Below are 25,852 nucleotides of genomic sequence, written 5' to 3'. Positions count from 1 at the left end.
GATCCGGGTGAAGACTCCATATGGTCAGAAACGGGCACAGATGATACCTTCCGACCAGACTTTTTTCATCCGAAACACCCGTTTCTGTGCTTAAAATCAAGCATGAGCCATTTCCGGAGAGCCCGATGACCCAGATTTCAGAACCGGCCCTGCAAGCGGCCGTTCGCGAATACCGCGACCCCTACCGCAATCAGGACCTTTACGACCTCGGCGCGGTCAAATCCCTGACCGCGGACGACCAGGGCAAAGTGACCCTGACGGTGGAGCTGCCATACCCCTCCAAAGGCATCGCTGGCGCGTTGAAACAGCTGGTCACCAACGCCCTGGAAAATGTTGACGGGGTTGAAAGCGCCGACGTCCATGTTGGCCAGAAAATTCACTCGTATAAAGTACAGAAAGGCCTGCCGTCTGTGCCTGGTGTGAAAAATATTATTGCGGTTGCCTCCGGCAAGGGCGGTGTTGGTAAGTCCACCACCGCCGTTAACCTCGCCCTTGCACTGCAGGCCGAAGGGGCCCGGGTCGGCATCCTCGACGCCGACATCTACGGCCCCAGCATCGGCATGATGCTCGGTGTACCCGAAGGCAAGCGCCCCGACACCCGCGAAAACAAATACTTCGTTCCCATGGATGCCCACGGCCTGCAGGCCAACTCCATGGCCTTCGTGGTCACCGAGAAAACCCCCATGGTCTGGCGCGGACCGATGGTCAGCGGCGCGGTTATGCAATTGCTGCAGCAGACCCTGTGGAATGAACTGGATTACCTTATCGTCGACATGCCCCCGGGCACGGGTGACATCCAGCTCACCCTGGCCCAGAAAGTCCCCGTCACCGGTGCCGTGATCGTCACCACGCCCCAGGACATCGCCCTGCTGGACGGCAAGAAAGGCATCGAAATGTTTCGCAAAGTCGACATTCCGGTGTTGGGTGTGGTTGAAAACATGAGCGTTCACATCTGCAGCAACTGCGGCCACGAAGAACCCCTTTTCGGTCATGGCGGCGGCGAACGCATTGCCGAGGAATACGACACCACACTGCTGGGCCAGTTGCCCCTGCACATGACCATCCGCGAACAGACCGACGGCGGCACCCCTTCGGTAGTTGCCGAACCGGATTCCGAAGTGGCTCGCCGTTACCGCGATATAGCGCGGAAGGTCGGGGCAGAGCTGTCCACGCGGGAAAGAAATCTGAGCGGATCAATCTCCAGCGTATCGGTTACCGAACATTAGTCTCAAGAATGCAGGAAGCCCACTCCGTTGTTGGATCGAGGGGGCAGGAAGGGCGGTCCAAAAATTTCGGAGGCCATGGATGGCCGGAGAGAAGCGCACATGGATGTGCTCGTAGCGGTTTTTGGACCGCCCTTCCTGCCTCCGAAGCCCCCAAGTCCCAGAAGGGATGAAGCTTCGACAGACTCTAAGGGAACAGGTAGACTACGCCTCAATTTTTCCCAGCGAAAACGAGACTTCACCCATGAGCATCAAATCCGATAAGTGGATCCGCCGGATGTCCGCCGAACAGGGCATGATCGAACCCTTCGAAGCCGGCCAGGTTCGTGAAACCGAAAAGGGCCGTGTTATTTCTTACGGCACCTCCAGTTACGGCTACGACGTTCGTTGCAGCAGTGAATTCAAGATTTTCACCAACGTCCACTCCGCGACTGTGGACCCGAAGAACTTTGATGAGAACAGCTTCGTCAACTACACCGGCGACGTCTGCATCATTCCGCCCAACTCCTTCGCACTGGCCCGCACCGTGGAGTATTTCCGTATCCCGCGCAGCGTGCTGACCATCTGCCTGGGCAAATCCACCTACGCCCGGTGTGGCATCATCGTCAACGTCACACCGCTGGAGCCGGAGTGGGAAGGGCAGGTTACCCTGGAGTTTTCCAACACCACCAATCTGCCGGCCAAGATCTACGCGAACGAAGGCGTGGCCCAGATGCTGTTCTTCGAGTCTGATGAAATCTGTGAAACCAGCTACAAAGACCGGGGCGGCAAATATCTTGGCCAGACCGGCGTGACCCTGCCGCGAACATGAACGCCAACCAGTTTCTGAAAGCAGTGTCACAACTCCAGGGCTGGCGGGAATGCGTATTCCTGCTGGCGCTGGCAGAACGTTCGTTTCCCAACTACGCCCTGTTTGCCGAGGCCGTTGGGCTGAAAACCGGTGCCAAAATGCGCCAGCTTCTTGATCTGGGCTGGGACATGCTGCAGAAAGACGCCTCCGAGGCGGCCATCCCTCAACTTCTGGCAAAACTGGAAGCCCTGTCGCCAGACGTAAACGGCTATTACGCATACGGCGTATACCCCGCGTTTGATTTTTGCCAGTTGCTCGAGCAGGCGCTACTGAACCGGCTCAACCCGGGCAAGCACCGCGCCACCGAGGCCTCAGGGATCGCCACGACCACCGTCATGAACTTCGTCGAAATGTCGGAAGGGGAAGACCTTGATGAAGACGGGTTGATCCGCCTGCTGGAGCAACACCCGCTCATGAAGGAAGACAAAGCGTTCCAGCGAGACCTCGTACTTGATCTCAAGCGGCAGCGCACGCCCACCAGTCAGTTTGTCAAGCGGTGGCACCAGCTGGCCGCCAATGACGGTGTCAGCAATCTGGGTATTTCACTGGGCGACTGAACCTGCGGTCGCCCCCGCTCTGTCCTACACTGAACCCATCATCTCCCGTTGAATTGGTAAGCCCATGAAACTTTCAGCTTTTGGTCGGAAATTTACCGCCGATGCCGGCATCACCTCGTTAATGGATGATTTGGGCAATGCGCTGGCCTCCGGTGATGACATGATCATGATGGGGGGAGGTAACCCTGGGCACATTCCAGAGGTTCAGCAGCGGGTGAAAGATATTCTCGGGGATATTACCGAGAGCCCTGCTGATATGCGCCGGTTGGTCGGGAATTACGATCCGCCGCAAGGTGAGAAGCAGTTTATAGCATCACTGGTTGAGCTGTTGAACCGGGAGTACGGTTGGGGCCTCAAGCCGGAAAACATTGCGCTGACCAACGGCAGCCAAGCCGCGTTTTTCATGCTGTTTAACATGTTCGGCGGTGACTATGGCGACGGGCATCGTAAACACATCCTGCTGCCGCTGGCACCCGAGTACATTGGTTATGCGGATGCCGGCCTGGAGCCGGGGCTGTTTCGAGCCGTTCAGCCAGACATTTCGTTTACCGACGCCCATGAATTCAAGTACCGGGTGGATTTTGACGCGGTTGAGGTGACTGGTGAAACCGGTGCTATTTGCGTGTCTCGCCCCACCAACCCAACCGGTAACGTCGTCACGGATGAGGAGTTGGCCAGGCTGGAGCAACTGGCCCGTCAGCACGATGTGCCGCTGATTGTCGATGGAGCTTACGGCACGCCTTTCCCAAGCCTGTTGTTTGTGGAGGCCACGCCGACCTGGAATGAGCAGATTATTCTATGTCTGAGCCTTTCCAAGTTTGGTTTGCCGGCGGCTCGGACCGGCATTGTCATCGCGGCCGAGCCGGTGATTAAGGCGCTTTCAGGGATTAACGCCATCATGAATCTCGCCACCGGCAGTTTTGGTGCAATGATCGCGGAGCCGCTGGTGCGCTCCGGTGAAATACTGTCACTGAGCCGTGATGTGGTGTGCCCGTTTTACCGGGCCAAAATGGAAAAAGCGGTTGCCGTGTTCCGCCACGCGATGGGCGAGGATACTGCACACTGGTATGTGCATAAACCCGAAGGTGCCATGTTCCTGTGGCTGTGGTTCCCGGAGTTGCCAATCACCAGCCTGGCGCTCTATCAGCGCCTGAAAGCCCGGGGCGTCCTGGTAGTGTCAGGGCACTATTTCTTCCCCGGTCTCCCGGAGGACGGCTGGAGGCACCGCCATGAATGTCTGCGGGTCACCTACTCCCAGGACGACGAGCGGGTGGCGGAGGGCCTGAGAATAATTGCGGATGAAGTTCGCGCGGTCTGGGCCGATCATAACGGCTAGCGGCGGACCTCCGCTTCATCAATAACGATCTCGTAGCGACTGCCGTCCGGTTCGACCTGGAGCAGCCGAACCAGCAAATACTCCTGATCCGGGGCAAACCACATCAGGGTCTGGCGCTTGCTGTCACCGTCGCGCACTTTCTCTGCCTTGATGGTGGCAACATGGCCCTTGCTGGTGCGGAGTGTTTCCTCGTCGATCACTGCAAACTGGTCAGTATCGTAGCTGCCTTTGTCGATGACCCGATATTCCATTTCCCGTTTGCCGGCACGAATATCCTGGTGTAGCTGAAGCTGATAGCCCATGGGGTCCAGCGTACCGTCCTCCAGCTCCAGCGAGAAGCGGTCTCCCTCGTGGTGGCCCGTCGCCGTTCCCGACTCCCAGTCAAAATCGATGGCCTCTTTCCGGTTTTTGATAAGAAAGCCGGACAGCTCGTAGCGGTATGTCAGCGGGATGACCTGGCCATCCTGCCACCGCAGGATCAGGGATTCGTCGATGTCAGCAATAAATGAGTTTACCCGGGTGCGATAAACCCAGGTGCCATCGTCGCGCTCTTCCAGCGTGCGGCTTGCACTGCCGTTGAGCGAAATGCCCTTGTCCATGGAAGCGTTGTAGCTGGCTTTCAGTGGGAGCAGGGGCGGGATCTCGGTTTTGCCCTCGGTTTCAGATGCAGTGGCGGGGGCGGGCGTCATCGCCAGCATCAGCCAAGCGGTGAACACGACCAAGAGTCGGGCAAAAACGAATAACGGCATGGTGTCGCTCCTGTTGCGCAAGGCTACATGATGCGCACAGTGTAGCCCGCCGGAGCGGGCGGGAGGATGACAATCTGTTTAATGAGTGACGCGGTCGTCGGGCAGTCGCATGGGTTTTGACAGCAGCTCGCCGTCAAACAGAACATAGTCGGAACCAAGGTGGATGCGACCCTCGCAGAACCAGCGAACAACGATGGGGTAGAGCAGGTGTTCCTTCTGCTGCACCTTTTCCGCCAGGGATTCAGCGGTATCGTCCGGGTCCATTGTCACCTCAGCCTGGGCCACGACGGGGCCGCCGTCCAGTTCCTCGGTGACAAAGTGAACAGAAACACCGTGAGCCGGATCACCGGCGTCCAGCACACGCTGATGCGTATTCAGGCCGGTGTATTTGGGCAGCAGCGACGGGTGTATGTTGAGCATGGTTCCCCGCAACGCGCGCACGAAATCGGTGGTGAGAATGCGCATGAACCCTGCCAGTACCACCAGGTCCGGGTTGTGGCGACGGATCTCGGCCATCAGTGCACCCTCAAATTCTTCCCGTGAACCATAATCCTTGTGGTTGACCACGAAGGTATCGATGTGGGCCTGGGCAGCTCTCTCAAGCGCAAAGGCGTCAGGGCGGTTACTGCCCACAGCGACGATCTGCCCCGGGAAATCACGTTCGCGACTGGCATCAATCAGTGCCTGCAGGTTAGTGCCATTGCCAGACACGAGAACCAGGATGCGGGGGAGCGGAGCGGGATCTGCATTCATTCCGCGAGCAACCCCGGTGCATACCGAACAACGGGTTTCGCCGATGCGTCATCCGCACTTTCGATGACGCCCACCTGCCAGGCTTTCTCGCCCATGGCATTGAGTGTGTCGAGGGCCAGGTCTTTCTGGTTGGCCGCCACGCAAACCACCATGCCAATACCACAGTTAAACGTTCTGTACATTTCCTCACTGGCAACGCCGCCGGCATTCTGTAACCACTGGAAGACCGGGGGCAGGCTCCAGCTGCCGGTATCAATGGCGGCCACAGCGCCATTGGGCAATACCCGGGGAATGTTCTCCGGAAGCCCGCCGCCGGTGATGTGCGACAGAGCACGAACGTCTACTTCGCGAATCAGTTGTAGCAGGTTCTTTACATAAATACGGGTAGGGGCCAGCAGTGCTTCCGCCAGTGACACGTCTCCGATCGGCTGGGACAGGTCGGCGTTGCTGACCTCAATGATCTTGCGAATCAGCGAGTAGCCATTGGAGTGGGGGCCTGATGAGCCTAGCGCCAGAAGGACGTCTCCGGTCTGGACACGGCTGCCATCGATAATTTCGCTGCGCTCCGCCACACCAACGCAGAACCCGGCCAGGTCGTAATCATCGCCCTCGTACATGCCCGGCATTTCGGCGGTTTCGCCGCCGACCAGTGCGCAACCCGACTGCTCGCATCCCTCGCCAATGCCGGCGACCACCTGGGTCGCCACCTCAACGTTCAGTTTGCCCGTTGCGTAGTAGTCCAGAAAAAACAGTGGCTCAGCGCCGCCCACGACCAGATCGTTTACACACATGGCGACCAGGTCTATGCCGATGGAGTCGTGCTTATCCAATTGCATGGCCAGGCGCAGTTTTGTGCCGACACCGTCGGTCCCGGACACCAGCACCGGCTCGTGGTATCCGGCGGGTATCGCCACCATGGCACCGAAACCGCCGAGTCCTCCGAGCACTTCAGGACGGCGGGTGCGTGCTGCCGTGTCCTTTATGCGGTTGACGAGTTCGTTTCCGGCGTCGATGTCTACGCCGGCATCACGATAGGTGAGGGAGGGCTTCTGTTCGCTCATGGTGTGCTTAACCGTTTGGCCAGTGGGTCAGGTCGCGGATTTTAACAGGTGACGGGTGGCGCTCCAAATTGATTTTCCGAAATCCCCGTTAGCTACTCACGCCTTGGGCCTTGGTGTATCCTATGCGCCATTCAAGCGAATTGCAGGGTGTTTCATGTCATTATCAGGACGAATTTCGACACAGGCAGCGCGCGCGTTCCGACAGACACTGCTGATTACCGGCAGCCTCGCGGCTCTGATTGCAGCGCCGGCCGGTGCGGTGACGGTGAGCGGCCTCTATTCAATTGAGGTTCCCGTTGAGGGATCGCAGCCCGGTGAGCTGAAGCAGGGGTATGCTGACGGCCTTGAAAAAGTATTTGTGCGGGTGTCTGGCAGCCGGGAAGTACTCGACAACGCAGGTGTGGCGGAACGTTTGGATGACGCAGAGTCGCTTTTGCAGTCCTATCAGTTTCTACGCAGTGATGATGGCGACCGCTTGCGCATGACTTTCGGTGCCGTTGGCGTTAACAGCGCTCTGGCGTCGGTTGATGCGCCGGTTTGGGGAGCCAACCGCCCGTTAACCCTGGCCTGGGTCGCGGTTGAGGAACGGGGCACGAGAACCCTGCTTACCGTTCAGGATTCTGACGATGAAAGCAGTGGTGGCGGAGACAGCCGCTGGTCCAAAGCATTTCAGCAGGCTGCGTCCGACCGTGGGTTACCTGTCAGTCTCCCGCCCCGGGACATGGCGGGGGACCGGGAGCTGCTTTCCGATATATGGGGCCAATTTACTGCCCGCGTGAAATCGTCCTCGGAAGAGATCGGTCACGATGCCATGGCGCTGGTTCGGGTCAGTCGCTCGGGCGGCGAATGGCGGGCCGGGTGGATTTTTGATGGCATGGGTATGGATGAGGGCGAACAGTCCGTTACCGCCGGCACGGAACAGGCATTGGCGGAAAAGGTCATTGGGCGCTGGGCCGATGCCTACGCCAGCCGCTATGCGGTAGCCGCCGGCGATGTGGACGAGTTACCGAAAGTAGACATTGTTATCAGCGGCGTCAGCAATCTGAAGGATTACGGCAGCATTATCGATGTGCTTGATGACCTTACCCCGGTGCAGGATGTTGGGGCTTCACGAGTGGCGGGTGATCAGCTTACGCTGCGGGTGGCGTTCTCTGGAGAGCTGGAACAGTTGCGGGAGTATATTGCCCTGGACGCCCGCCTGGTGCCCTTGTCGGATGCGGAAGAATCGAACCGTTCGGAAGAAGAAATACCGGCCGACACAACCGCGGAGACGGACCCTTCCGGTTCAGTTTCCGACCCGCTGTTTGTTTACCAGCCTTTGCTCGGGGGCGCGGAAGAGTCTGAGGAGGCGTTTGAATCGCTGTACGAGATTCTTCGTTATCGGTGGCAGCCCGCATCGGTTATCGGCTCGGATGTTGCGGAGTAATTCAGCGGCGGAGGGAACCTGTTAATGTCAGAACGCTGGCGGTGGATACCGAATGCCCTGACGTTTTTACGAATCTTGCTGATCATCCCGTTCGCAGCAGCTTTGCTGGCTGCTCAGTATCGGCTGGCCCTCGGTATCTTTTTTGTTGCCGCAGCGACAGACGCGATTGATGGCTTCCTGGCCCGGCAGTTCAACTGGAAGTCGCGCTTTGGTGCCATAGCCGATCCACTGGCGGACAAGGCGTTGTTGATCACCGCCTACCTGGTGCTGACGTTGACCAGCGTTCTGCCAGTCTGGCTGTTTGCGCTGGTTCTTGGTCGCGATCTTCTGATTGTTGCGGGTGGGCTGGCTTTCCATTATTGGGTTGGCCGATTTGAAATGGAGCCCAGTATCCCAGGCAAGCTCAACACCCTGATACAGATACTCGTAATCCTGGCCATTATTATTTTGCTCGGCGGTCTTCTCATGCCGCCCTGGGTACTTAATGCAGGGATATACCTGGTGGCCGCCTCCGCGATTTTTAGTGGTGTCCACTATCTGGTGGTCTGGAGCATCCGGGCCTGGAGGGTGAAACGCCCATGAGTCCCTCTCAGATGGTACTTGGGGTCAGGCTGCGTGACGATGCGCGGTTTGATAACTTCCACGGTGACAGAAATGCCAGCGCGGCCGCACGCCTGGAGTCGGTGTGCCGCAATGCGTCGGGCGTGCCAGTGGTGGTGGTTTGCGGAGATGCCGACACCGGCAAAAGTCATTTATTGCAGGCTGTCTGCCATTTTTCCGAGAGTCGCGGTCAGACTGCGGTATGCGTCAGTCTTGAGGAGTTATTGCCATTCGGGCCAGAAGCACTGACGGGCCTTGAGCATCAGGCGCTGATCTGTCTTGATGACCTGAATCTCATTGCCGGCCGGGAAGAGTGGGAAGAGGCGGTTTTTCACCTGTACAATCGGGTTCTCGACAATGGCCACGTGCTGGTTGTCAGTATCTCGGAAGTCCCGGCGTCTTCAGGATTTGTTCTGCCTGACCTGATTTCACGGCTGTCCCATGGTTTGCTGATACAACTGGGTATCTACCGGGATGACGACCGCCTCAGAATATTGATGGCGCGGGCTGAGCAGCGCGGACTGGTTATGGGCGAAGACGTAGCGGGTTTCATACTGCGACGCGCCCCGCGAAAGCTCGGCGATCTGCTGGCGATGCTGGATCGGCTTGACGAAAATTCGTTGCAGGCTCAAAGGCGGCTGACTATCCCGTTTGTGAAGTCGGTTATGGGATGGTAGCCGTCATACATTATTGAAATAACATCGAACGACCGGGGCCTGGCAGTGCCAGTGCCTGCCGGAAGCGCGTCAGGGGGAAAGATGAGACGAGTCGTATTCAATCAGAAGGGTGGTGTCGGGAAGTCCAGTATAACCTGTAACCTGGCCGCCATCAGCGCCGCCCAGGGCAAGCGCACGCTGGTGGTCGATCTTGATCCCCAGGGCAACTCCACCCACTACCTGCTTGGCAAGCCTGCCAGTGAGCTGCGAGATACCGTGGCGGACATGCTCGAGCAAACCGTGGCGTTTACGGTGTTCAATCGCCGCCCAGACGAATTCGTTCATGCTTCACCGTTTGATAACCTCTTCGTGATGCCGTCCAGCCCCGAACTGGATTTTCTGGAGCGCAAACTTGAGGCCAAGCACAAGATATACAAGTTGCGTGAAGCCCTGAAGAAGCTGGGAGACACCTTTGATGCGATTTATATTGATACCGCACCGGCTCTCAATTTTTACACGCGTTCGGCGCTGATCGCGGCGCAACGTTGCCTGATTCCGTTTGATTGCGACGACTTCTCTCGCCAGGCGCTCTACAACCTCCTCAATGAGATCCGAGATTTGCAGGAGGACCATAACGAGGACCTGGTGGTGGAGGGTATTATTGCCAACCAGTTCCAGCCGCGGGCAAGTTTGCCCAAGCAGTTGGTTCGTGAACTGACGGAAGAGGGCCTGCCCATGCTTCCGGTGCGCCTGTCCAGTTCGGTCAAAATGAAAGAGTCACACCAGAGCCGGCAACCTCTGATTCATATGGCCCCGAAACACCCCTTGACCAAACAGTACGAAAACCTGTTCCGGGTATTGCACGGCGAGACCGTGGAGCTGGAACCGCTTGCGGACTGACTCCGGATTACCTATGACTGAATCGCCCAACCAGATCGGCAGTGTTGCCGATAGCCTGCTGCAGATTGAGCTGACGCTCCGTGAGCTCAATCTGTGGGAGAACGAGCCGCCCGCCCCCGAGTTGTTACAGAGCAGCCAGCCTTTCTGTCTCGATACCCTGTCGTTCACCCAGTGGCTACAATTTGTGTTTGTGGCACGGATGAGCGTGCTGGTGGAGAATGGCAGCCCGCTGCCGGAGGTGTCAGGCATGGCCCCCATGGCAGAAGAGCATTTTCGCGGGCGGCCTGAATCTGGCTCTGCGGTTATCCGGGCGCTGGAAGAGATGGACCGGCTGCTCTCGCGCAACACCTGAAGGGCCGTTAGTCCAGGCGCATGGACAGGTCAATGGCCTTGAGGTCCTTGGTCAGCGCGCCAATGGAGATGTAGTCCACGCCGGTTGCTGCAATGGGTACCAGGGTGTCCGCATTGATGCCGCCGGACGCTTCCAGCCGGGCTTTACCCGCAGTGATCGCCACCGCGTGCTTCATGTCGGACAGTGTGAACTCATCAAGCATGATAATGTCAGCGCCAGCGTTCAGCGCCTGATCCAGTTCATCCAGATTTTCCGTTTCCACCTCCACTGGGCGGCCCGGTGCGATACTCCGGGCTTCAGTGACGGCGGCAGCAATAGAGCCACAGGCCGCAATGTGGTTCTCCTTGATCAGAAATGCATCCCAGAGGCCAAGGCGATGATTGAAGCAGCCGCCGCAAGTGACCGCGTATTTCTGGGCAAGGCGTAAGCCTGGCAGGGTTTTCCGGGTGTCGAGCAGGCGGACGTCGGTATGAGCTACCCGGTCAGCGTACTCTGCGCAGGCGGTGGCAGTGCCGGAGAGCGTTTGCAGCCAGTTCAGTGCTGCCCGCTCAGCAGTCAGCAGGCTTCGCGCCGCCCCTTCAAACTGGAACACCACGCTGTCGGCGCTGATGCGGTCACCGTCGCTGGCGAACCAGGTGAGCGTCACCGCCGGGTCCACCTGGCGGAAGACTTCCTCGACCCAGTCACGGCCTGCGAGCACTGCGGATTCCCGGGTAATCACGCGCCCTCTACCGGTTTTGTCGGCCGGAATGAGCCGGGCGGTGATGTCACCGTCGCCCACATCCTCACGCAGGCTGTAAGCAACGGAGTCAACACGGGATTGGCGAAGCAGGTCGGCTGGAATCATTGTGGGGTCCGGGGCTCTCGTAGCATGTTGGTGGCTGATCCTGTGGGCGCATGGCCCGACGAATGATTCTATAGGCAGCCAGCGGATTCGCCAAACCGGAAGGGGGTGGCGGAATGCGAAAGTGAGAGGGCTGCTAGAATGTGAACTGCGTCGCCCGGTCACAAAAGGTGACAAATTCTGACACAAGGTGACGTCGCAACCGCCTAAGATGCAGTGTCGAAAAGTGTTTTTTCCGTTGTCAGTCACCATCCGGAGCAGCCTCATGGCGCAGGATAACAAAGTCGTCAACTTTGGCGCTCAGAAGTCCGGGGCCCGGTTTGAGTTGCCCCACGCATTGGTGCGGCTGCGTGACGTTTCTGGTCAATCCCTCAAGAAGGTGATGGCGGGCTTTTTTGACCGCGCGGATGATGCGTTGTTCGAGTTGGCGGACAAAGCCAGCGCCAATGAGGATCAGGCGGCTTACTTCGACGCCATGCGTGAGATGCGGTTGCGTCGCAAGGCCATGACGTTGTCCATGCTGCAGTACGTCAGCCGGGCCTTCAACGATGTGGGTAAGTTCAATCCCGCCAACTCAGGTGCCAGCCTGGATGACGTGGACCAGGATTCGCTGTCGTTGCTCGACCATTCGGAACTGGAGCAGCGGGTTGCTATCGAGAACCTTGTGCAAAAGTTGCGCAGCCAATACAGCGATGCGATTCGCCTTCTGAATGTCCGCTTCAGCCACCTGATGCCCGCTGTCAAACTGTCTGACAGCCAGATGCCCCTGAGCCCGGAAGTGATTTGTGGCGGTGTGGCCGAAGCCTGTTCCGACCTGGATATTGATATCCGGGCCAAGCTGGTGGTACTCAAACTGTTTGACCGGCTGCTGGCGGACAATCTGGGTAGCTTTTACCAGGAAGCCAATCAAACGCTCATTACGGAAGGTGTGTTGCCCGATATGAAGCGCCTACCGGTGGGCGATCGCCCTGCACAGCGGTCTCCGCAAGGGGGCAGCCAGGCGCAGAGCGGGGAAAGTCAGGCCCCGTCAGCGGGCACCAGCGCGGCTCAGGCGACCACATCCGGTTCGTCCGGGGGGACGTTTTCGGAGCTGAGTGCCCTGCTGCATCAGGGGCGCTCTGGCGCGGCTGAGGGGAGCATTGCCGGTGGGCAGGGGTTTCTGGACACCGGTGCGCTGATGGCTCGACTCAATGACGTTCAGGCGCGTCCGGCAGACTCTTCCGACACGCAGGTGTCGCCGCTGACGGAACAGCTTGCGCCGGTACTCAGGGCAAAGGATGGGACAGCGTTTACGGTCGGTCAGGTGGACAGCGATGTCATCAATCTTGTCTCTATGCTTTTCGATTTTATCCTCGAAGATCGACAGCTTCATCCGGTGATGAAAGTGTTGATTGGCCGGCTACAGATCCCGGTTCTGAAGGTGGCGCTGAGTGATAAGAATTTTTTCAACCGGGGAGGGCACCCGGTTCGCAAACTGCTGAATGAACTGGCCATGTCGGCGATCGGCTGGGCTGAGAAAGAGAGCGGGCAACGGGATCTGCTGCTGGAGAAAATCGAATCCGTGGTAAGCCGTGTGCTCAACGAGTTCATCGACAACGTTGGTCTGTTCGAGGAACTGCTGAATGACTTCAGTCATTTCATGGACCTGGATCGTCGGCGACGTGAGCTGGTAGAGCAGCGCCTGCGGGATGCCGAAGAAGGGCGGGCGAGGCAGGAACGAGCTGCGGATTCTGTTAACCGTCTGATCGCCGACGCCACCGCAGGGCGCGAGTTGCCGGAGCCCGTTCAGGCACTATTGTCAGAAGCCTGGAGCAAGTATCTACAGTGGACGATACTGCGAGAAGGTGCGGACAGCGACGCCTGGAAAAAGGCGGTGGAGTTGTCCCATAAATTGATCTGGAGCCTGGACCCGCACCCAGTAACCAATGACACTCGGGCAGAATTGCTGCGGTCGATCCCATCGATCGTGGACAATCTGCGCCGCGCCCTGCAGGAAATTTCCTGGGACCCGTTTGCCACCGACGCGTTTATTCGGGATCTGGAATTGGCCCACGTTGATGTGTTCCAGCAACTGGTCACTACCCGTTCTGCACCGGCACCACAGCAGCCGAAGATGGAAATGCCAGCCCAGCCAGAGCCGGAACTGGACACCGTCATGGAGCGACTCGAGGAATCGCCTTCTGTCGATCTGTCATGGCTTGAGCAAGCTGACCGGCTGCGGGTAGGGTCCTGGATTGAACTCAGCAGGGAGGGTGTTAAAACCCGTTGCAAGCTGGCAGCGCTTATCAAGGCAACCGGTAAATACATCTTCGTGAACCGCAGTGGTGGCAAGGTCGCTGAGTACCAGCGTGAGTCTCTGGCCACGGCCATGGCCTGCAACGAAATCACCTTGCTTGATGATGGGCTGATCTTCGACCGCGCGCTGGAATCCATCATCGACAACCTGAGAACCAGCCGCAAGGACTGAGACAGCGTAGCAACCGGGGCAAGTTTGTGCTTCAATCAGGGCACATAGCAACAGCAACAAACCCGCTGGAATGACCTTGCCTGATTCGACTCAAAGCCGGAACCACGACCTGGCGCTCCTTACCAGAACCTCGATTGATCACCTGCGCGAAACCGGCCGGGTTGCGCCGGTCCGGTGGTGCCCGTCACCCAATTTCGGGCCGCGCCCGGAGGATGCTGTGATCTCGCTTCTGGTGGTCCATAACATCAGCCTGCCACCTGGCCAGTTCGGCGGTGACGCGATTGAGCACCTTTTCTGCAACTGCCTGAACCCCTCTGAACACCCCTATTTTGAATCCATTGCCGACCTGAAGGTGTCCGCGCATGCGTTGGTCCGCCGTGACGGCAATGTGGTGCAGTTTGTCAGCTTCCTTGACCGGGCATGGCATGCCGGGCGCTCCAGCTTTCAGGGTGAGGAAGAGTGCAATGACTTTTCCATTGGCATAGAGCTCGAGGGAACCGACGACACCCCCTACACCGAAGCCCAGTATCAGCGCCTGGCTGAGCTGTCTGCATTAGTGATGAAGGTATGGCCCATTATCACCAGTGAGCGAATAACCGGCCATTGTGATATCGCGCCCGGCCGAAAGACCGATCCGGGCCCGGCGTTTGACTGGCACCATTACCGTCGCCGGTTGCAAGCCGTTTTGGCGGATGCCGGAGGGGCCTCCTGATGGTGTTGGTCACGTTTCTTCTCGCCTGGCTGGTTCGCCGTCGTCTCGACGTGACAGGTTATCTGTCTGGTGATCACCTGTGGCTATCCTGGTTTCAGACCGGCCGCAAGACGACTGCCGGCCAGGAGTCGCGACTGGGTCGTGGCCTTGTCAAGGTAGTGTTGCCCGCGATCCTCCTGATGGGGCTGGTATGGGCAGCGAAAGAGAGTGGTTGGCGGCTCGCGCTTTATCCGCTGGAGTTCGTGTTGTTGCTATTGCTGATGGGAGCACCAGGCTGGAAGCCGTTGCTGACGGCCTACAGCGAAGCTTGGAGCCGCGGCGATATGCAGGGCGCGTGGCATCACGTCAAGGACGCGCTGCCGGCCAATGAGCGCGGAGCGGCACTGTCTCCGGATGACATGCATCTGTCGCTTTGCAAGACGTTGGTGGTGTCGTTGTTTGAGCGGTTTTTCCTGGTGGCGTTCTGGTATGTGGTCGGTGGTATCGGGCTGGCCTTTCTTGCCCGTGGCCTGGTTGCGCTGCAGGATCACTGGCCTCAGGCAGCCGCCCGCCCGCGCTTTGCCAGAATTGCAGGAATTGCCAACTGGATTCCAGCCCGGTTGCTGGCCTTCACTTTTGGTCTCGCGGGCGACCTTGCGGGCTGGCTGAGTGAAGCCAGGGCCCTGTTGTTTTCTCCTGTGGCCAGTACCGACCAGGTGCTGATGCGAGCGGCAAACGGCGCACTCACGGGGTACGCACTTGATCCCGCGCGCTTTTCGCAGGTGCATCCGGATGAATGGCCCGGTTTTGGTGGGCGCAGCCTGAGCGCCATCCGGAACCTGTTGAATCGAAGCATGCTGGTGTGGGTGTGTGGCATCGCATTGTTGGTGATTGCCGGGGTGGCCTGACGCTCGGATTATAAAAAATATTACACATTAACAACAAAAAGAGCTCAAGTTTCTAAGACTTTAGGCGACAATATAAAAAAGGAATAACTATCCATCTTTTAGATGCACTGTGCGGGGCCAACGTGAAACAACTTATAAAACCTGCAGTGGCACTGATGAACCGGCTGCCAATGTTCTACAAATTCAGTCTGATCAGTGTGCTGTTTCTGCTTCCGATCGTGGGCCTGTCATGGCTCGTTATCAGTGAGCTGAACCGCTCGGTTGATACCATGACCCGGGGCGTGGAAGGTCTGGCCCAGCTCGAGCAGGTGGATCACCTTCTGGATGCCGCCTTTGACTATCGTGATTACCGCGCTCCGGGCAAAACCAGGGATGAGAATGCCTTGCTGTCTCGTTCGGATGAGGCGGGCGAGACCATCAGCGGTATCCTTGACGAACTGTTCTCCCGCACACCGGCTTTTGATACTTCTGGCAACTGGAGCCAGCAGATTGCGCAGCTGAAGGAAGACTGGGAAGCGCTGCAATCGTCTGACAGCTATCAGGGCAATATTGACCCCCAGTTCAAGTACTACCAGGAATTCGTTCAGAAGGCCCGGGCCATGCTGTCTGCAACGATCGAGATTTCGGGTCTCGGACAGGATGCCTCCCGGGATAATTTATTGCTGCTCGGGCTGGTTCGTGAGTCCTTGCCAGACGCCAGGCATGTCGTCGGGCGGGCCCGCTCTTTCGGCACGTTTGCATTGGTTGAAGGGCAGGTCGGCCACGGCCTCAGTGATGCGCTGAACGAAATTTATGACGAACTGACCAACCGTAGCTCGTTGCTGGAGCCCGCGCTCGCCGTTGCCCTGGACTCCTCGCCTCAGCTCTCAGCAGGTGCCGGTAACGCAGTGAAGAATATCAACAACAGTCTGGGTGTGGTTCGCGATGAACTGGACCAGAACATTATTACGCCGATGCGTCTTGAGCTGCCCTGGCAGGAATTTGATAGCCTCGTTGCCGGAGAACTGGCGCATTACGAAGACCTGAAAGCGTCGGTTTTCGATGTGGTGGGCAGCAATCTCGATTCCCGGCTGCAAGGCGAAATTCGACAGCGTCAGTTGATTGTCGTGGCGCTGGTCCTGATCCTGTTGATTGTGGTGTATCTGTACATCGGTTTCTTCATGTCGGTGCGAACCGCCATCAACCAGTTCAGTAAAGCCGCACGAACAGTTGCCGCCGGTGACATGACGGCGCATATCCAGCTCGATAACCGTGATGAGCTTGGTGAGCTGACCACAGAGTTCAACAATATGACGGACCGGATCGCTGAGCTGGTGCGTTCGGTGACTAGCACCGCCTCTGACGTGGACCAGCAGGCGACCCGCGTGAAGGATACAGCGTCCGCGAACAGCGACGCGGTGGCGCGCCAGATGGAAGAGTCCGGCCAGATCAACGAGGCCATGACCCAGATGGTCGAAGCCGTGCACGAAGTGACGGAAAGCGCGCATCGGGTGTCGGATAGTGCCGGTACCGCCGAGCGCGATACCGATAAGGGCCGTGAGGTCGTTGCGGACACGGTTGAAACCATCAACCGGCTGGCGACCGAGATTGCCGGTGCGGTGGAAGTGATCAACCGGGTCAGCTCGGACAGTGACAATATCAGCCAGGTGTTGGTCGAAATCAAAGCCATCGCTGAGCAAACCAACCTGCTGGCCCTGAATGCGGCCATCGAGGCAGCCCGGGCAGGTGAGCAGGGCCGGGGCTTCGCGGTTGTTGCTGACGAGGTGCGGTCCCTGTCCCAGCGAACCCACAAATCGACGGAAGAGATTGAAGGGATGATTTCGCGGCTGCAAAGCGGCGTGAAGGACGCCGTCTCCGCGATGACCAACAGCCACGAAGTGACGGCAACCACTGTCCGTAAATCCTCCGAGGTGACGGAAGCTCTGGACCGCATCGCCCAGGGCATATCGACCATCGTGGATATGAGCCATCAGATCGCTCAGGCGGCCGAGGAACAGTCGGCGGTGTCGAAGAACGTGAACGACAGCGTCGAGCAGATCAGCGAGTTGGGGCAGGTGACCGCCCGCAATGCGGAAGAAACGCTCGGCTCCTCTCGCCAGATGTCGGAGTTGACCGCGTCACTTCAGCGCCTGGTCGACGCCTTCAAGGTCTGACTGAAAATCCGGTCTCAGAGGCCGGATTTTTTCTGTTCCCACAGAATTTCTTCTCCGTTTTCCCGCCGTGCCAATACCCGTGCAATGACAAACAGCAGATCAGAAAGCCGGTTCAGGTAATGGCGTGAGGCGGTATTAATGGAGTCTTCGTGGCCCAGTGCCACAACCACACGTTCCGCCCTTCGGCACACGGCACGGGCCAGGTGGCACTGCGCTGCGGCGGGGCTGCCGCCGGGCAGTATAAAGTTTTTCAGCGCGGGCAAGTCTTCGTTGTGGTGGTCCAGGGTGTTCTCCAGCCATTGGATATGGTCGTCGCCAATCACGCGGCTGCCCGGAATCGCAAACTCACCGCCCAGATCAAACAGATGATGCTGAATTCGGCGGAAGCTTTCGACCAGCTCGTTGTCGCTGTCCAGAGTTTCTATCAATAGACCCATATGGCAGTTCAGTTCATCGGCGGTCCCCATGGCTTCAACACGCAGTGCATTCTTGGCGATGCGGTTGCCATCGGCCAGCCCGGTGGAGCCATCATCTCCGGTGCGGGTGTAGATCTTGGAAAGGCGATTACCCATCGGTCTGCTCCTGTTGATGTGACGACAATAGTGTTACCCGTTCTGTCAGCATTTGGTTCACCGGTGTCTCGATCCCGAGTTCTTTGCCCAGATTGACCAGGTAACCATTGATGTAGTGGATCTCTGTGGTGCGACCCTGGCGCACATCGGCGCGCATGGACGACGTATTCTTGGCCGTGCTGCGCGCCACCTTTTCTATCTGCTGGCGAAGGGTGGCGGGAGCTGATTCTTCGTGGTGACCACTGGCCTGCATCAGCTCTGCGAGTTCACGGCACAGGTCGTCAATGGTGTCCTGGTACAGCGACGACGCAAGAATTTCGCCGTTTGGACAGTCCAGCAGGGCGGTGTAGGGATTGATGCCGGCATTGATGACCAGTTTTTGCCACAGGCGCTGGAGAATATTGGCGTCTGGGTGAACGGTCAGCCCGCTGGTGCTCAGCAACGCCACGACCGTATTGAGGTGATGGCAGGCGGAGTCTGTCATCGGGCCGACCCAGCTATGACCGGTGCCGGCGTGGACCAGCAGCTTGGGCTCCGGCCGATTGGCTCCCTCGGTGGTACTGGCGGCCAGTATCGGGCGATCCGGCCATCGTGCGGCGACCGCCTGCTGGCTGCCGAGACCGTTCTGGAAGAGGATGACCGGTGTGTCTGACGAAAACCGGTCGATCACGCCCGCCATGGCTTCGGTGGTGTCGCCGGCTTTGGTGGTGGTCAGGATGAGTTCAGGTTGCTCGCCAACGGCTAGCCAGGGTACCCGGACCGTCGATATCGCGCCGCTAATCGACTGGAAACGATAGGCGAGGCTCGAGGCGGAAGCTTTGTTATCCGGCCTAGGAATGAACGCCACCCGGCCAGCTGGCAACAAGGCGGCCCACAGCCGCCCCAGAGAGCCTGCACCGAGAATGGCGATCATACCGCTTACATGGCCTCGATGTCGGCCCGTTGCTGGCTCAGGCGGTCCTGGCTGCCTTGGGCGTCGCGGAGCTTTTCCTGTTCCTTCTCGACGACCTCCGCTGGCGCTTTGGCCGTGAATTTTTCATTGCCCAGCTTGCCCTCGAGGCGGCCAATCTCTTTTTGCAGGCGCTCCAGCTCCTTGTCGAGCCGCTTGAGTTCCGCGTCTTTGTCGATCAGGCCGGCCATGGGGACCAGCACTTCCATGTCACCCACCAGTTGGGTGGCGGACATGGGGGCTTTGTCGTTCCCCAGCCATTCCAGACTTTCAAGTTTGGCCAGCGAGCCCAGGAACTGGCGGTTGTCTTCCATGCGGCGCTGGTCTTCGGCGTTCTTGCTGCGTAGCAGCACCGGGATTGTCTTCGCCGGGGAAATGTTCATCTCGCCACGGATGTTGCGCACGGCGACGATCACGCCTTTCAACCACTCAATGTCAGCGGAAACCGCGTCATCCTGCTTGCTGGCATCCGGTTCCGGGAAAGGCTGCAGCATGATGCTGTCGCCACTCTTGCCGGCCAGGGGCGCAATGCGTTGCCAGATTTCCTCGGTGATGAACGGCATCATCGGGTGCGCCAGGCGCAATACCGCCTCCAGTACCCGCACCAGCGTGCGGCGGGTGCCGCGCTTGGCTTCCGGGCTGGCGCTGTGGTCGCTCAACGCGGGCTTGGACAGCTCAAGATACCAGTCGCAGTATTCGTTCCAGATGAACTCGTACAAGGCGTAGGCGGCCAGGTCAAAACGGTACTGCTCCAGGTGACGGATCACTTCCTGCTCGCAGTGTTGCAGTTCGCTGATGATCCAGCGGTCGGCCAGAGACAACTCTACCGGCTCGTCGTTGACGCCACAGTCTTCGCCTTCGGTGTTCATTAGCACGTAGCGGGCGGCGTTCCACAGCTTGTTGCAGAAGTTGCGGTAGCCTTCCAGGCGCTTCATGTCCCAGTTGATGTCACGGCCGGTGGTGGCCATGGCAGCGAGGGTGAAGCGCAGGGCGTCGGTACCGTGGGCGGAGATGCCTTCGGGGAATTCTTTCTGGGTGCGTTTGCCGATCTTTTCGGCCAGTTTCGGTTGCATCAGGTTGCCGGTGCGTTTCTCCAGCAGGTCGTCCAGTGCAATGCCGTCAATCATGTCCAGCGGGTCAATGACGTTGCCTTTGGATTTGGACATTTTATCACCGTGCTCGTCACGGATCAGGCCGGTGACGTAAACGGTTTTGAAGGGCACCTGCGGGGTGCCGTCTTCGTTTTTCATGAAGTGCATGGTCATCATGATCATCCGGGCCACCCAGAAGAAGATGATGTCAAAACCGGTCACCAGCACATCCGTCGAATGGAAGGCTTTCAGGCGCTCGGTGATTTCCGGCCAACCCAGGGTGCCGAAAGTCCACAGGGCGGAGCTGAACCAGGTATCCAGTACGTCGTCGTCCTGCTTCAGTTGCAGATCGGCGGACAGGCTGTGCTTCTGGCGCACTTCGTCTTCGTTGCGGCCAACATAGATGTTGCCCTCGGCGTCGTACCAGGCCGGGATGCGGTGGCCCCACCAGAGCTGGCGGGAGATGCACCAGTCCTGGATGTCGCGCATCCAGGAGAAATACATGTTTTCGTACTGTTTGGGCACAAACTGGATGCGACCGTCTTCCACCGCTTCGATGGCGGGCTTGGCCAGGGTTTTGGCGTCGGCGAACCATTGGTCGGTGAGCATGGGCTCGATGATCAGGCCGGAACGGTCACCGCGGGGCACGCTCAGCACATGGTCTTCAACTTGGTGAACCAGCCCGGCGGTTTCCATGTCGGCGACGACCTGCTTGCGGGCTGCTTCGCGGGTGAGGCCGGCGTATGCGGCGGGCAGGGTGCCGTCCAGCTCGGTGTTTTCGGTGCCGTCGGCGTTGAATACTTCGGCCACGCCGCGGATGTTGGCATCCTGGGTCATCACGTTGATCATCGGCAAGTCGTTACGTTTGCCAACGGCGTAGTCATTGAAGTCGTGGGCCGGGGTGATTTTTACGCAGCCGGAACCTTTCTCCGGGTCGGCGTGGTGATCGGCGATAACCGGAATCCGGCGATTCGCCAGCGGCAGCATCACGTGCTTGCCGATCAGGTGTTGATAACGTTCGTCGTCCGGGTGTACGGCAACGGCGGTGTCGCCCAGCAGGGTTTCCGGGCGAGTGGTGGCGACGACCACGTAGTCTTTGCCGTCCTGGGTTTTTGCGCCGTCAGCCAGTGGGTAGCGCAGGTGCCAGAAAAAGCCCTTTTCTTCCTTGTTCTCCACTTCCAGATCGGAGATGGCGGTGTGCAGCTTCGGGTCCCAGTTAACCAGGCGTTTGCCTCGATAGACCAGGCCTTCGTCGAACAGACGGATGAACACTTCCTGCACGGCCTTGTAGAAGCCATCGTCCATGGTGAAGCGTTCATTGCTCCAGTCCACGGAGTTGCCCAGGCGGCGGATCTGACGGGTGATGGTGCCGCCGGAATGCTCCTTCCAGTCCCAGATGCGTTTGATGAATTCTTCGCGGCCCAGGTCGTGGCGGGTTTTGTCTTCTTCCGCTGCCAGCTTGCGCTCGACCACCATCTGGGTGGCGATGCCGGCGTGGTCGGTGCCAACGGTCCACAAGGCGTTGCGACCCTGCATGCGTTTGAAGCGGGCGAGGGTGTCCATGATGGTGTGCTGGAATGCATGGCCCATGTGCAGGCTGCCGGTAACGTTGGGCGGCGGTATGGCGATGCTGTAGGACTCACCTTCTCCGCTGGGGCGGAAGTAGCCTTTGGCTTCCCAGTTTTCGTACCACTGGCGCTCGATGTTTTCTGGCTGGTAGGTTTTTTCCATGGGGTTCTGCGATGACCGTTTGGTTGATTCACAAGGGAAAATTGAGAGGCCCGATTATACATGGTCACCGGGGGTGCGGCGAACTCCGCAAATCTGACCTAGTGCGTATCGCAGGAGCAAAGGGGCTTAAAGCGTAGGTCGGGTTAGCGAAGCGTAACCCGACAAAAACTAACCGCGCTTCCTCTGATCATGCACCCGGGGTTCAATCCCCAGCGCCCGCAATTGCTTGAAATGCGATCGGGCCTGATCCAGCACCGCCGGGTCGTTGTGCGCGACCAAGGCCAGCCGTTTAAACCGATCCGCACCCGCCGGCAAGGTCGCCGAGAGGATGATCACGGTATCCCAGTCCTCAGCAACGGGCGGACATAACAGGATGCCAACCGGATCGGTGCAGGTGGCGGCAGAATCGGGGACGACGCTGTGGGGAATGAAGGCGTCGGGGCTGAGGTTCCACAGCAGATCGTCGAGTTCTTCGGCGTGTCCTGCGGTATCGCACACGATGCAGACGCGGTCGCCTTGTTGCCAGGCTTTGTCCACCAGTTTTGCGGCGTGGAGGTTGCGGGCAGCAGGGGTGTCCTGGGTGAGAATGTGGAACCAGTAGCGCTGGTTCTGGTCGTCCTGTCCGGACGAACCGGCAGCGGGGCTGCCGGGGTCCAGGTTATTTTCCGGCATGGGACATCAGGTAGTTGACCAGCAGGGGTACCGGGCGGCCGGTGGAGCCTTTGGCTTTGCCGGAATTCCAGGCGGTACCGGCGATGTCCAGGTGCGCCCAGGGGAATTGGTCGGCGAAGCGCGATAGGAAGCAGGCGGCGGTGATGGTGCCCGCCGGCTTGCCGCCGATATTGGCGAGATCGGCGAAGTTGGAGTCGAGCTGCTCCTGATACTCGTCCCACAGCGGCAGATGCCAGGCGCGGTCCCAGGCGGTGGTGCCGGCCTCGAGCAGGTCGAGCGCCAGGTCGTCGTCGTTGGCGAGCAGGCCGGTGGCGTGGTGGCCAAGCGCCACAATGGCCGCCCCGGTGAGGGTGGCGATATCGACCACGCTCGCCGGCTGGAAGCGCTCGACGTAGGTCAGGGCGTCGCACAGCACCAGGCGTCCCTCGGCGTCGGTATTGAGCACCTCGACCGTGAGCCCCTTGAGGGTCTTGAGAATGTCGCCGGGCTTGACGGCGCGTCCGTCGGGCATGTTCTCGGCCGAGGCGACGACGAAGACCAGGTTGAGCTTCGGCTTGATGGCGAGTATCGACTTGACGGTACCGAAGACGCTGGCGGCACCGCACATGTCGAACTTCATCTCGTCCATGGCCGCCCCAGGCTTGAGCGAGATACCGCCGGTGTCGAAGGTGATGCCCTTGCCCACCAGCACATGCGGGGCATCATCGGGGCTTTCCGCGCCCTGGTAGCTCATCACGATCAGCCGCGACGGCTCGGCACTGCCGCGGCCCACGGCGAGCAGGCTATTGGCGCCCAGGCGCTCCAGCGCCTCTTCATCGAGGATATCGACCGACAGCGCGCCGTTCGACGCCGCACCCAGGGCCTCGGCCTGCTCGGCCAGGTAGCGCGGCGTGCACACGTTGGCCGGCAGGTTGCCCAGGGTGCGGGTGTAGGCGACCCCTTCGCCGATGGCGTCTCCGATGCGCGCCCCTTCGCGGGCAGCCGCGGAATCGCCGCTCTCGCTGACCAGCAAGGTCACCTGCTCGAGAGGCGAACGCGGGGCCTTCTCGGACTTGAACTCGTCGAAGCGGTAGACGGCGCGATGTGTCGCCTCGGCGACCATGCGGGCCTTCCAGCCGCAGGCGCGCTCGGGCAGAGGCACATCGGTGAAGGCCACGGCGGCATCGTCCACCGGCAGTTGCGCCAGGGCGGTGAAGGCGGCATCCAGCGCCTTGCGGAAGGCACCTTCCCGGTGCTTGTCGCGTTCTCCCAGGCCCACCAGCAGCAGGCGCTCGGCACCGATGCCCGGCGCGAAGGGGATCAACTGGACATTGCCCAGCTTGGCCTCGAAGTCGCCGCGCTCGATCAGCTGGCCGATCAGGCGCTCGGTGGCGTCGTCGAGCTTGGCCGCGGTGGGCAACAGATCGCCGTCCTTGAACACCGGTACCACGAGACAGGACGTCTCGGTCTTGACGGGGTTGGCGGTCTGAACTGGGAATTCCATGGTGTCTCCACAAGACAAGCGATAGGGTTACGGTCCGGGGTTACAAGCCCAAGGGTTACAAAAAAAGAGGGAATCTGGATAATGCCGGCACTCGGCCGTGTCACGTCAGTGTACCCAACGCATGGCCCGAATGCATGGAAGGCCGCTGGATGATCATCTTTCGTTACCTGACCCGCGAGATCCTGCTGACCATGACGGCGGTCGCCGGCGTGCTGCTGCTGGTGATCATGGGCAGTCGCTTCATTCGCTACTTCAGCAATGCCGCCGAGGGCGAGATCCCGGCGAGCATTCTCGGCACCCTGATGCTCTTTCATCTGCCCGGCTTCCTGGAGCTGATCCTGCCGCTGGCGTTCTTCCTGGGCATTCTGCTGGCCTACGGTCAGCTCTATCTGAACAGCGAGATCACCGTGCTGGTGGCCTGCGGGATCAGCCCGCTCAAGCTGCTGCAGGTGAGCCTGGTGCCGGCCGCCGTGGTGGCGGTGCTGGTGGGGCTGTGCAGCCTGTTGCTCACGCCGGCCGGCGCCTTGCAGAACGAGATAATGATCGAGGATCAGCGCAGCCAGATCGATTTCTCGGCCCTGGCGCCGGGGCGCTTTCAGGATTTCGGCGGTGGTCGTACCGCCTATACCGAGGCCTACAACGACGATCGCACACGCATGCAGAATGTGTTCATCAGTGAACGCCAGCAGCGCCGCGATGGCACCCCCGAGAGCGTGGTCACCCGCGCCGAGGAGGGCTATCAGGTGGTCGACGACGAGACGGGCAGCCGCTTTCTGGTGCTGGCCGACGGCGAGCGCTACAGCGTCGAGCCGGGCCGCCATCAGGCCGAGCGGCTGATCTTCGAGACCTATGCCGTGCGCCTGTCGCGGGCCGAGGATCGCGCCGAGCTGTTCTCGCCGGAGTACGCCACCACCGCCGCGCTGATCGATGACGACGACCCGGAGGCCCAGGCACAGCTGCAGTGGCGCCTGAGCATGCCGCTGATGGTATTCGTGCTGACGCTGCTGGCCATGCCGCTGTCTCGCGTCAATCCGCGCCAGGGCCGTTTCGCCAAGCTGTTGCCGGCGATCTTCCTGCATATCGCCTACCTCAGCCTGCTGCTCGCCGCACTGGACGCCATCGGCCGCGGCAGCCTGTCGGTGGCGGTGGGCATGTGGCCGATACACGCCGGGTTTCTGGCCCTCGGTCTGGCGATGATGGCCAATGCACAGCGCAAGGGGATGAGCGGATGATCACCGACCGTCTGGACCGCTACATTGCCCGCCACGTGCTCGGCGCCATCCTCGTAGTGCAAGTGGTGCTGCTGGGGCTCGACCTGGTGATCACCTACATCAACGATCTGGGCGACATCGAGGGCGACTATGGCGCCTTCCAGGTCTTCGTCTACCTGCTGATGCGCCTGCCCTGGCGCTTCTATCAGTATGCTCCGGTGGGCGTGCTGATCGGCGCGCTGATCGGACTGGGCAGCATGGCCTCGAGCAACGAGCTGACGGTGATGCGCGCCGCCGGGCGCTCGCTGACCCGCATCCTGTGGGGCGTGATGAAGCCGGTACTGCTGGTCGTCGTGCTGCTGCTGCTGGTCGCCGAGTACGTCAGTCCGCGTACCGAGCAGTTCGCCAGCGCCTGGCGGCTGGAGCAAGTGCAGGGCGAGGGTGCCGTGGTCACCCAGCGCGGCGGTTGGCAACGCGAGGGCGACAGTTTCTACCGCTTCGGGGCCATTCGCGCCGATGACACCGTGCTCGACCTGACCCGTTACCGCTTCGAGGGGCAGCAGCTGCTCGAGGCCGTCAGTGCGCGGCGGGCGGTGTGGCAGGGCGACCAATGGCAG

Annotated in this window: 24 protein-coding genes; 15 read left to right on the top strand and 9 right to left on the bottom strand. The window is 59.7% G+C overall.

Going from position 1 to position 25,852, the window contains the following annotated elements; translation table 11 throughout:
• The first annotated feature begins 125 nt into the window (after positions 1-125).
• From apbC to WD429_RS02100, 4 genes are all read left to right on the top strand, one after another.
• On the top strand, positions 126-1,226 hold the full coding sequence (gene apbC / locus WD429_RS02115; RefSeq protein ID WP_368420526.1) for an iron-sulfur cluster carrier protein ApbC: 1,101 nt from the start codon (positions 126-128) through the stop codon (positions 1,224-1,226).
• 241 nt (positions 1,227-1,467) lie between these two features.
• Positions 1,468-2,034, top strand: a complete 567-nt coding sequence (gene dcd, locus WD429_RS02110; RefSeq protein WP_368420525.1) for a dCTP deaminase — start codon at positions 1,468-1,470, stop codon at positions 2,032-2,034.
• Positions 2,031-2,630 (top strand): YjaG family protein, encoded by a 600-nt coding sequence (locus WD429_RS02105; RefSeq protein ID WP_368420524.1) that lies wholly within the window; start codon positions 2,031-2,033, stop codon positions 2,628-2,630. Before dcd ends, WD429_RS02105 begins: the two co-directional genes overlap by 4 nt.
• A gap of 64 nt (positions 2,631-2,694) precedes the next feature.
• Positions 2,695-3,966, top strand: a complete 1,272-nt coding sequence (locus tag WD429_RS02100) for a valine--pyruvate transaminase (protein ID WP_368420523.1) — start codon at positions 2,695-2,697, stop codon at positions 3,964-3,966.
• On the opposite strand, the gene WD429_RS02095 is transcribed toward WD429_RS02100, so the two are convergent.
• From WD429_RS02095 to purM, 3 genes are all read right to left on the bottom strand, one after another.
• Positions 3,963-4,715 carry a DUF3108 domain-containing protein gene (locus WD429_RS02095; protein WP_368420522.1) on the bottom strand — a complete coding sequence of 251 codons (753 nt, stop codon included), beginning with the start codon at positions 4,713-4,715 and terminating at the stop codon, positions 3,963-3,965. The two genes, WD429_RS02100 and WD429_RS02095, sit on opposite strands and share 4 nt — an antisense overlap.
• A 78-nt stretch (positions 4,716-4,793) precedes the next feature.
• Positions 4,794-5,468, bottom strand: coding sequence for a phosphoribosylglycinamide formyltransferase (gene purN / locus WD429_RS02090; protein ID WP_368420521.1), 675 nt, complete (start codon positions 5,466-5,468; stop codon positions 4,794-4,796).
• Positions 5,465-6,529 carry a phosphoribosylformylglycinamidine cyclo-ligase gene (purM, locus tag WD429_RS02085; RefSeq protein ID WP_368420520.1) on the bottom strand — a complete coding sequence of 355 codons (1,065 nt, stop codon included), beginning with the start codon at positions 6,527-6,529 and terminating at the stop codon, positions 5,465-5,467. Before purM ends, purN begins: the two co-directional genes overlap by 4 nt.
• A 154-nt stretch (positions 6,530-6,683) precedes the next feature.
• Between purM and WD429_RS02080 the strand changes: the two genes are divergently transcribed.
• From WD429_RS02080 to WD429_RS02060, 5 genes are all read left to right on the top strand, one after another.
• Positions 6,684-7,955: a DUF2066 domain-containing protein gene (locus tag WD429_RS02080; RefSeq protein ID WP_368420519.1), complete on the top strand. Its 1,272-nt coding sequence runs from the start codon at positions 6,684-6,686 to the stop codon at positions 7,953-7,955.
• A 24-nt stretch (positions 7,956-7,979) separates the two neighbouring features.
• Positions 7,980-8,537, top strand: a complete 558-nt coding sequence (locus WD429_RS02075; protein WP_368420518.1) for a CDP-alcohol phosphatidyltransferase family protein — start codon at positions 7,980-7,982, stop codon at positions 8,535-8,537.
• Entirely contained in the window at positions 8,534-9,232 is a 699-nt protein-coding gene (gene hda / locus WD429_RS02070) for a DnaA regulatory inactivator Hda (RefSeq protein WP_368420517.1), read from the top strand. Before WD429_RS02075 ends, hda begins: the two co-directional genes overlap by 4 nt.
• An 81-nt stretch (positions 9,233-9,313) precedes the next feature.
• Complete coding sequence (locus WD429_RS02065) at positions 9,314-10,111, top strand: ParA family protein (RefSeq protein WP_368420516.1); 798 nt, start codon at positions 9,314-9,316, stop codon at positions 10,109-10,111.
• A 13-nt stretch (positions 10,112-10,124) separates the two neighbouring features.
• Positions 10,125-10,463, top strand: a complete 339-nt coding sequence (locus WD429_RS02060; RefSeq protein ID WP_368420515.1) for a YqcC family protein — start codon at positions 10,125-10,127, stop codon at positions 10,461-10,463.
• 7 nt (positions 10,464-10,470) lie between these two features.
• Here the strand turns inward: WD429_RS02060 and nadC are convergent, their stop codons facing one another.
• Positions 10,471-11,310, bottom strand: a complete 840-nt coding sequence (nadC, locus tag WD429_RS02055) for a carboxylating nicotinate-nucleotide diphosphorylase (protein WP_368420514.1) — start codon at positions 11,308-11,310, stop codon at positions 10,471-10,473.
• Positions 11,311-11,572: 262 nt separating this feature from the next.
• On the opposite strand from nadC, the gene WD429_RS02050 reads away from it, so the two are divergent.
• The 4 genes from WD429_RS02050 to WD429_RS02035 all read left to right on the top strand — a co-directional run bounded on the left by WD429_RS02050 (position 11,573) and on the right by WD429_RS02035 (position 17,526).
• Positions 11,573-13,774, top strand: a complete 2,202-nt coding sequence (locus tag WD429_RS02050; RefSeq protein ID WP_368420513.1) for a DUF1631 domain-containing protein — start codon at positions 11,573-11,575, stop codon at positions 13,772-13,774.
• A gap of 70 nt (positions 13,775-13,844) precedes the next feature.
• Complete coding sequence (gene ampD / locus WD429_RS02045; protein WP_368420512.1) at positions 13,845-14,486, top strand: 1,6-anhydro-N-acetylmuramyl-L-alanine amidase AmpD; 642 nt, start codon at positions 13,845-13,847, stop codon at positions 14,484-14,486.
• A complete protein-coding gene (locus WD429_RS02040; RefSeq protein WP_368420511.1) occupies positions 14,486-15,373 on the top strand; it encodes a histidine kinase in 888 nt (295 codons plus the stop codon). Before ampD ends, WD429_RS02040 begins: the two co-directional genes overlap by 1 nt.
• 122 nt (positions 15,374-15,495) lie before the next feature.
• A complete protein-coding gene (locus tag WD429_RS02035) occupies positions 15,496-17,526 on the top strand; it encodes a methyl-accepting chemotaxis protein (RefSeq protein ID WP_368420510.1) in 2,031 nt (676 codons plus the stop codon).
• Between the two features lie 14 nt (positions 17,527-17,540).
• Here the strand turns inward: WD429_RS02035 and WD429_RS02030 are convergent, their stop codons facing one another.
• The 5 genes from WD429_RS02030 to WD429_RS02010 all read right to left on the bottom strand — a co-directional run bounded on the left by WD429_RS02030 (position 17,541) and on the right by WD429_RS02010 (position 24,024).
• Positions 17,541-18,098 (bottom strand): cob(I)yrinic acid a,c-diamide adenosyltransferase, encoded by a 558-nt coding sequence (locus tag WD429_RS02030; protein ID WP_368420509.1) that lies wholly within the window; start codon positions 18,096-18,098, stop codon positions 17,541-17,543.
• Positions 18,091-19,011, bottom strand: coding sequence for a ketopantoate reductase family protein (locus tag WD429_RS02025; RefSeq protein ID WP_368420508.1), 921 nt, complete (start codon positions 19,009-19,011; stop codon positions 18,091-18,093). The genes WD429_RS02030 and WD429_RS02025 overlap by 8 nt, the downstream gene beginning before the upstream one ends.
• 5 nt (positions 19,012-19,016) lie before the next feature.
• Positions 19,017-21,869, bottom strand: a complete 2,853-nt coding sequence (locus tag WD429_RS02020; protein WP_368420507.1) for a valine--tRNA ligase — start codon at positions 21,867-21,869, stop codon at positions 19,017-19,019.
• 168 nt (positions 21,870-22,037) lie between these two features.
• A complete protein-coding gene (locus tag WD429_RS02015) occupies positions 22,038-22,541 on the bottom strand; it encodes a DNA polymerase III subunit chi (protein WP_368420506.1) in 504 nt (167 codons plus the stop codon).
• Entirely contained in the window at positions 22,528-24,024 is a 1,497-nt protein-coding gene (locus tag WD429_RS02010; protein ID WP_368420505.1) for a leucyl aminopeptidase, read from the bottom strand. The genes WD429_RS02015 and WD429_RS02010 overlap by 14 nt, the downstream gene beginning before the upstream one ends.
• Positions 24,025-24,158: 134 nt before the next feature.
• Between WD429_RS02010 and lptF the strand changes: the two genes are divergently transcribed.
• Positions 24,159-25,256: an LPS export ABC transporter permease LptF gene (lptF, locus tag WD429_RS02005; RefSeq protein ID WP_368420504.1), complete on the top strand. Its 1,098-nt coding sequence runs from the start codon at positions 24,159-24,161 to the stop codon at positions 25,254-25,256.
• Positions 25,253-25,852: LptF/LptG family permease (locus WD429_RS02000; RefSeq protein ID WP_368420503.1), on the top strand; the 600-nt coding region annotated here is incomplete at its 3' end. The genes lptF and WD429_RS02000, both read left to right, overlap by 4 nt.

This window comes from Marinobacter sp. (assembly GCF_040904845.1).
Taxonomy (GTDB): domain Bacteria; phylum Pseudomonadota; class Gammaproteobacteria; order Pseudomonadales; family Oleiphilaceae; genus Marinobacter.
This window is presented reverse-complemented; position numbering and strand designations above follow the sequence as displayed.

Bases quoted from the DNA above. Each gene is read 5' to 3' on its own strand.
- WD429_RS02095 (WP_368420522.1), bottom strand. From the start codon at position 4,715: ATGCCGTTATTCGTTTTTGCCCGACTCTTGGTCGTGTTCACCGCTTGG.
- WD429_RS02025 (WP_368420508.1), bottom strand. From the start codon at position 19,011: ATGATCGCCATTCTCGGTGCAGGCTCTCTGGGGCGGCTGTGGGCCGCC.
- WD429_RS02010 (WP_368420505.1), bottom strand. From the start codon at position 24,024: ATGGAATTCCCAGTTCAGACCGCCAACCCCGTCAAGACCGAGACGTCC.
- WD429_RS02080 (WP_368420519.1), top strand. From the start codon at position 6,684: ATGTCATTATCAGGACGAATTTCGACACAGGCAGCGCGCGCGTTCCGA.
- WD429_RS02100 (WP_368420523.1), top strand. From the start codon at position 2,695: ATGAAACTTTCAGCTTTTGGTCGGAAATTTACCGCCGATGCCGGCATC.
- nadC (WP_368420514.1), bottom strand. From the start codon at position 11,310: ATGATTCCAGCCGACCTGCTTCGCCAATCCCGTGTTGACTCCGTTGCT.
- WD429_RS02065 (WP_368420516.1), top strand. From the start codon at position 9,314: ATGAGACGAGTCGTATTCAATCAGAAGGGTGGTGTCGGGAAGTCCAGT.
- apbC (WP_368420526.1), top strand. From the start codon at position 126: ATGACCCAGATTTCAGAACCGGCCCTGCAAGCGGCCGTTCGCGAATAC.
- WD429_RS02060 (WP_368420515.1), top strand. From the start codon at position 10,125: ATGACTGAATCGCCCAACCAGATCGGCAGTGTTGCCGATAGCCTGCTG.
- ampD (WP_368420512.1), top strand. From the start codon at position 13,845: ATGACCTTGCCTGATTCGACTCAAAGCCGGAACCACGACCTGGCGCTC.
- purN (WP_368420521.1), bottom strand. From the start codon at position 5,468: ATGAATGCAGATCCCGCTCCGCTCCCCCGCATCCTGGTTCTCGTGTCT.
- WD429_RS02040 (WP_368420511.1), top strand. From the start codon at position 14,486: ATGGTGTTGGTCACGTTTCTTCTCGCCTGGCTGGTTCGCCGTCGTCTC.
- WD429_RS02030 (WP_368420509.1), bottom strand. From the start codon at position 18,098: ATGGGTAATCGCCTTTCCAAGATCTACACCCGCACCGGAGATGATGGC.
- lptF (WP_368420504.1), top strand. From the start codon at position 24,159: ATGGAAGGCCGCTGGATGATCATCTTTCGTTACCTGACCCGCGAGATC.
- WD429_RS02050 (WP_368420513.1), top strand. From the start codon at position 11,573: ATGGCGCAGGATAACAAAGTCGTCAACTTTGGCGCTCAGAAGTCCGGG.
- WD429_RS02015 (WP_368420506.1), bottom strand. From the start codon at position 22,541: ATGCCGGAAAATAACCTGGACCCCGGCAGCCCCGCTGCCGGTTCGTCC.
- hda (WP_368420517.1), top strand. From the start codon at position 8,534: ATGAGTCCCTCTCAGATGGTACTTGGGGTCAGGCTGCGTGACGATGCG.
- WD429_RS02075 (WP_368420518.1), top strand. From the start codon at position 7,980: ATGTCAGAACGCTGGCGGTGGATACCGAATGCCCTGACGTTTTTACGA.
- purM (WP_368420520.1), bottom strand. From the start codon at position 6,529: ATGAGCGAACAGAAGCCCTCCCTCACCTATCGTGATGCCGGCGTAGAC.
- dcd (WP_368420525.1), top strand. From the start codon at position 1,468: ATGAGCATCAAATCCGATAAGTGGATCCGCCGGATGTCCGCCGAACAG.
- WD429_RS02105 (WP_368420524.1), top strand. From the start codon at position 2,031: ATGAACGCCAACCAGTTTCTGAAAGCAGTGTCACAACTCCAGGGCTGG.
- WD429_RS02020 (WP_368420507.1), bottom strand. From the start codon at position 21,869: ATGGAAAAAACCTACCAGCCAGAAAACATCGAGCGCCAGTGGTACGAA.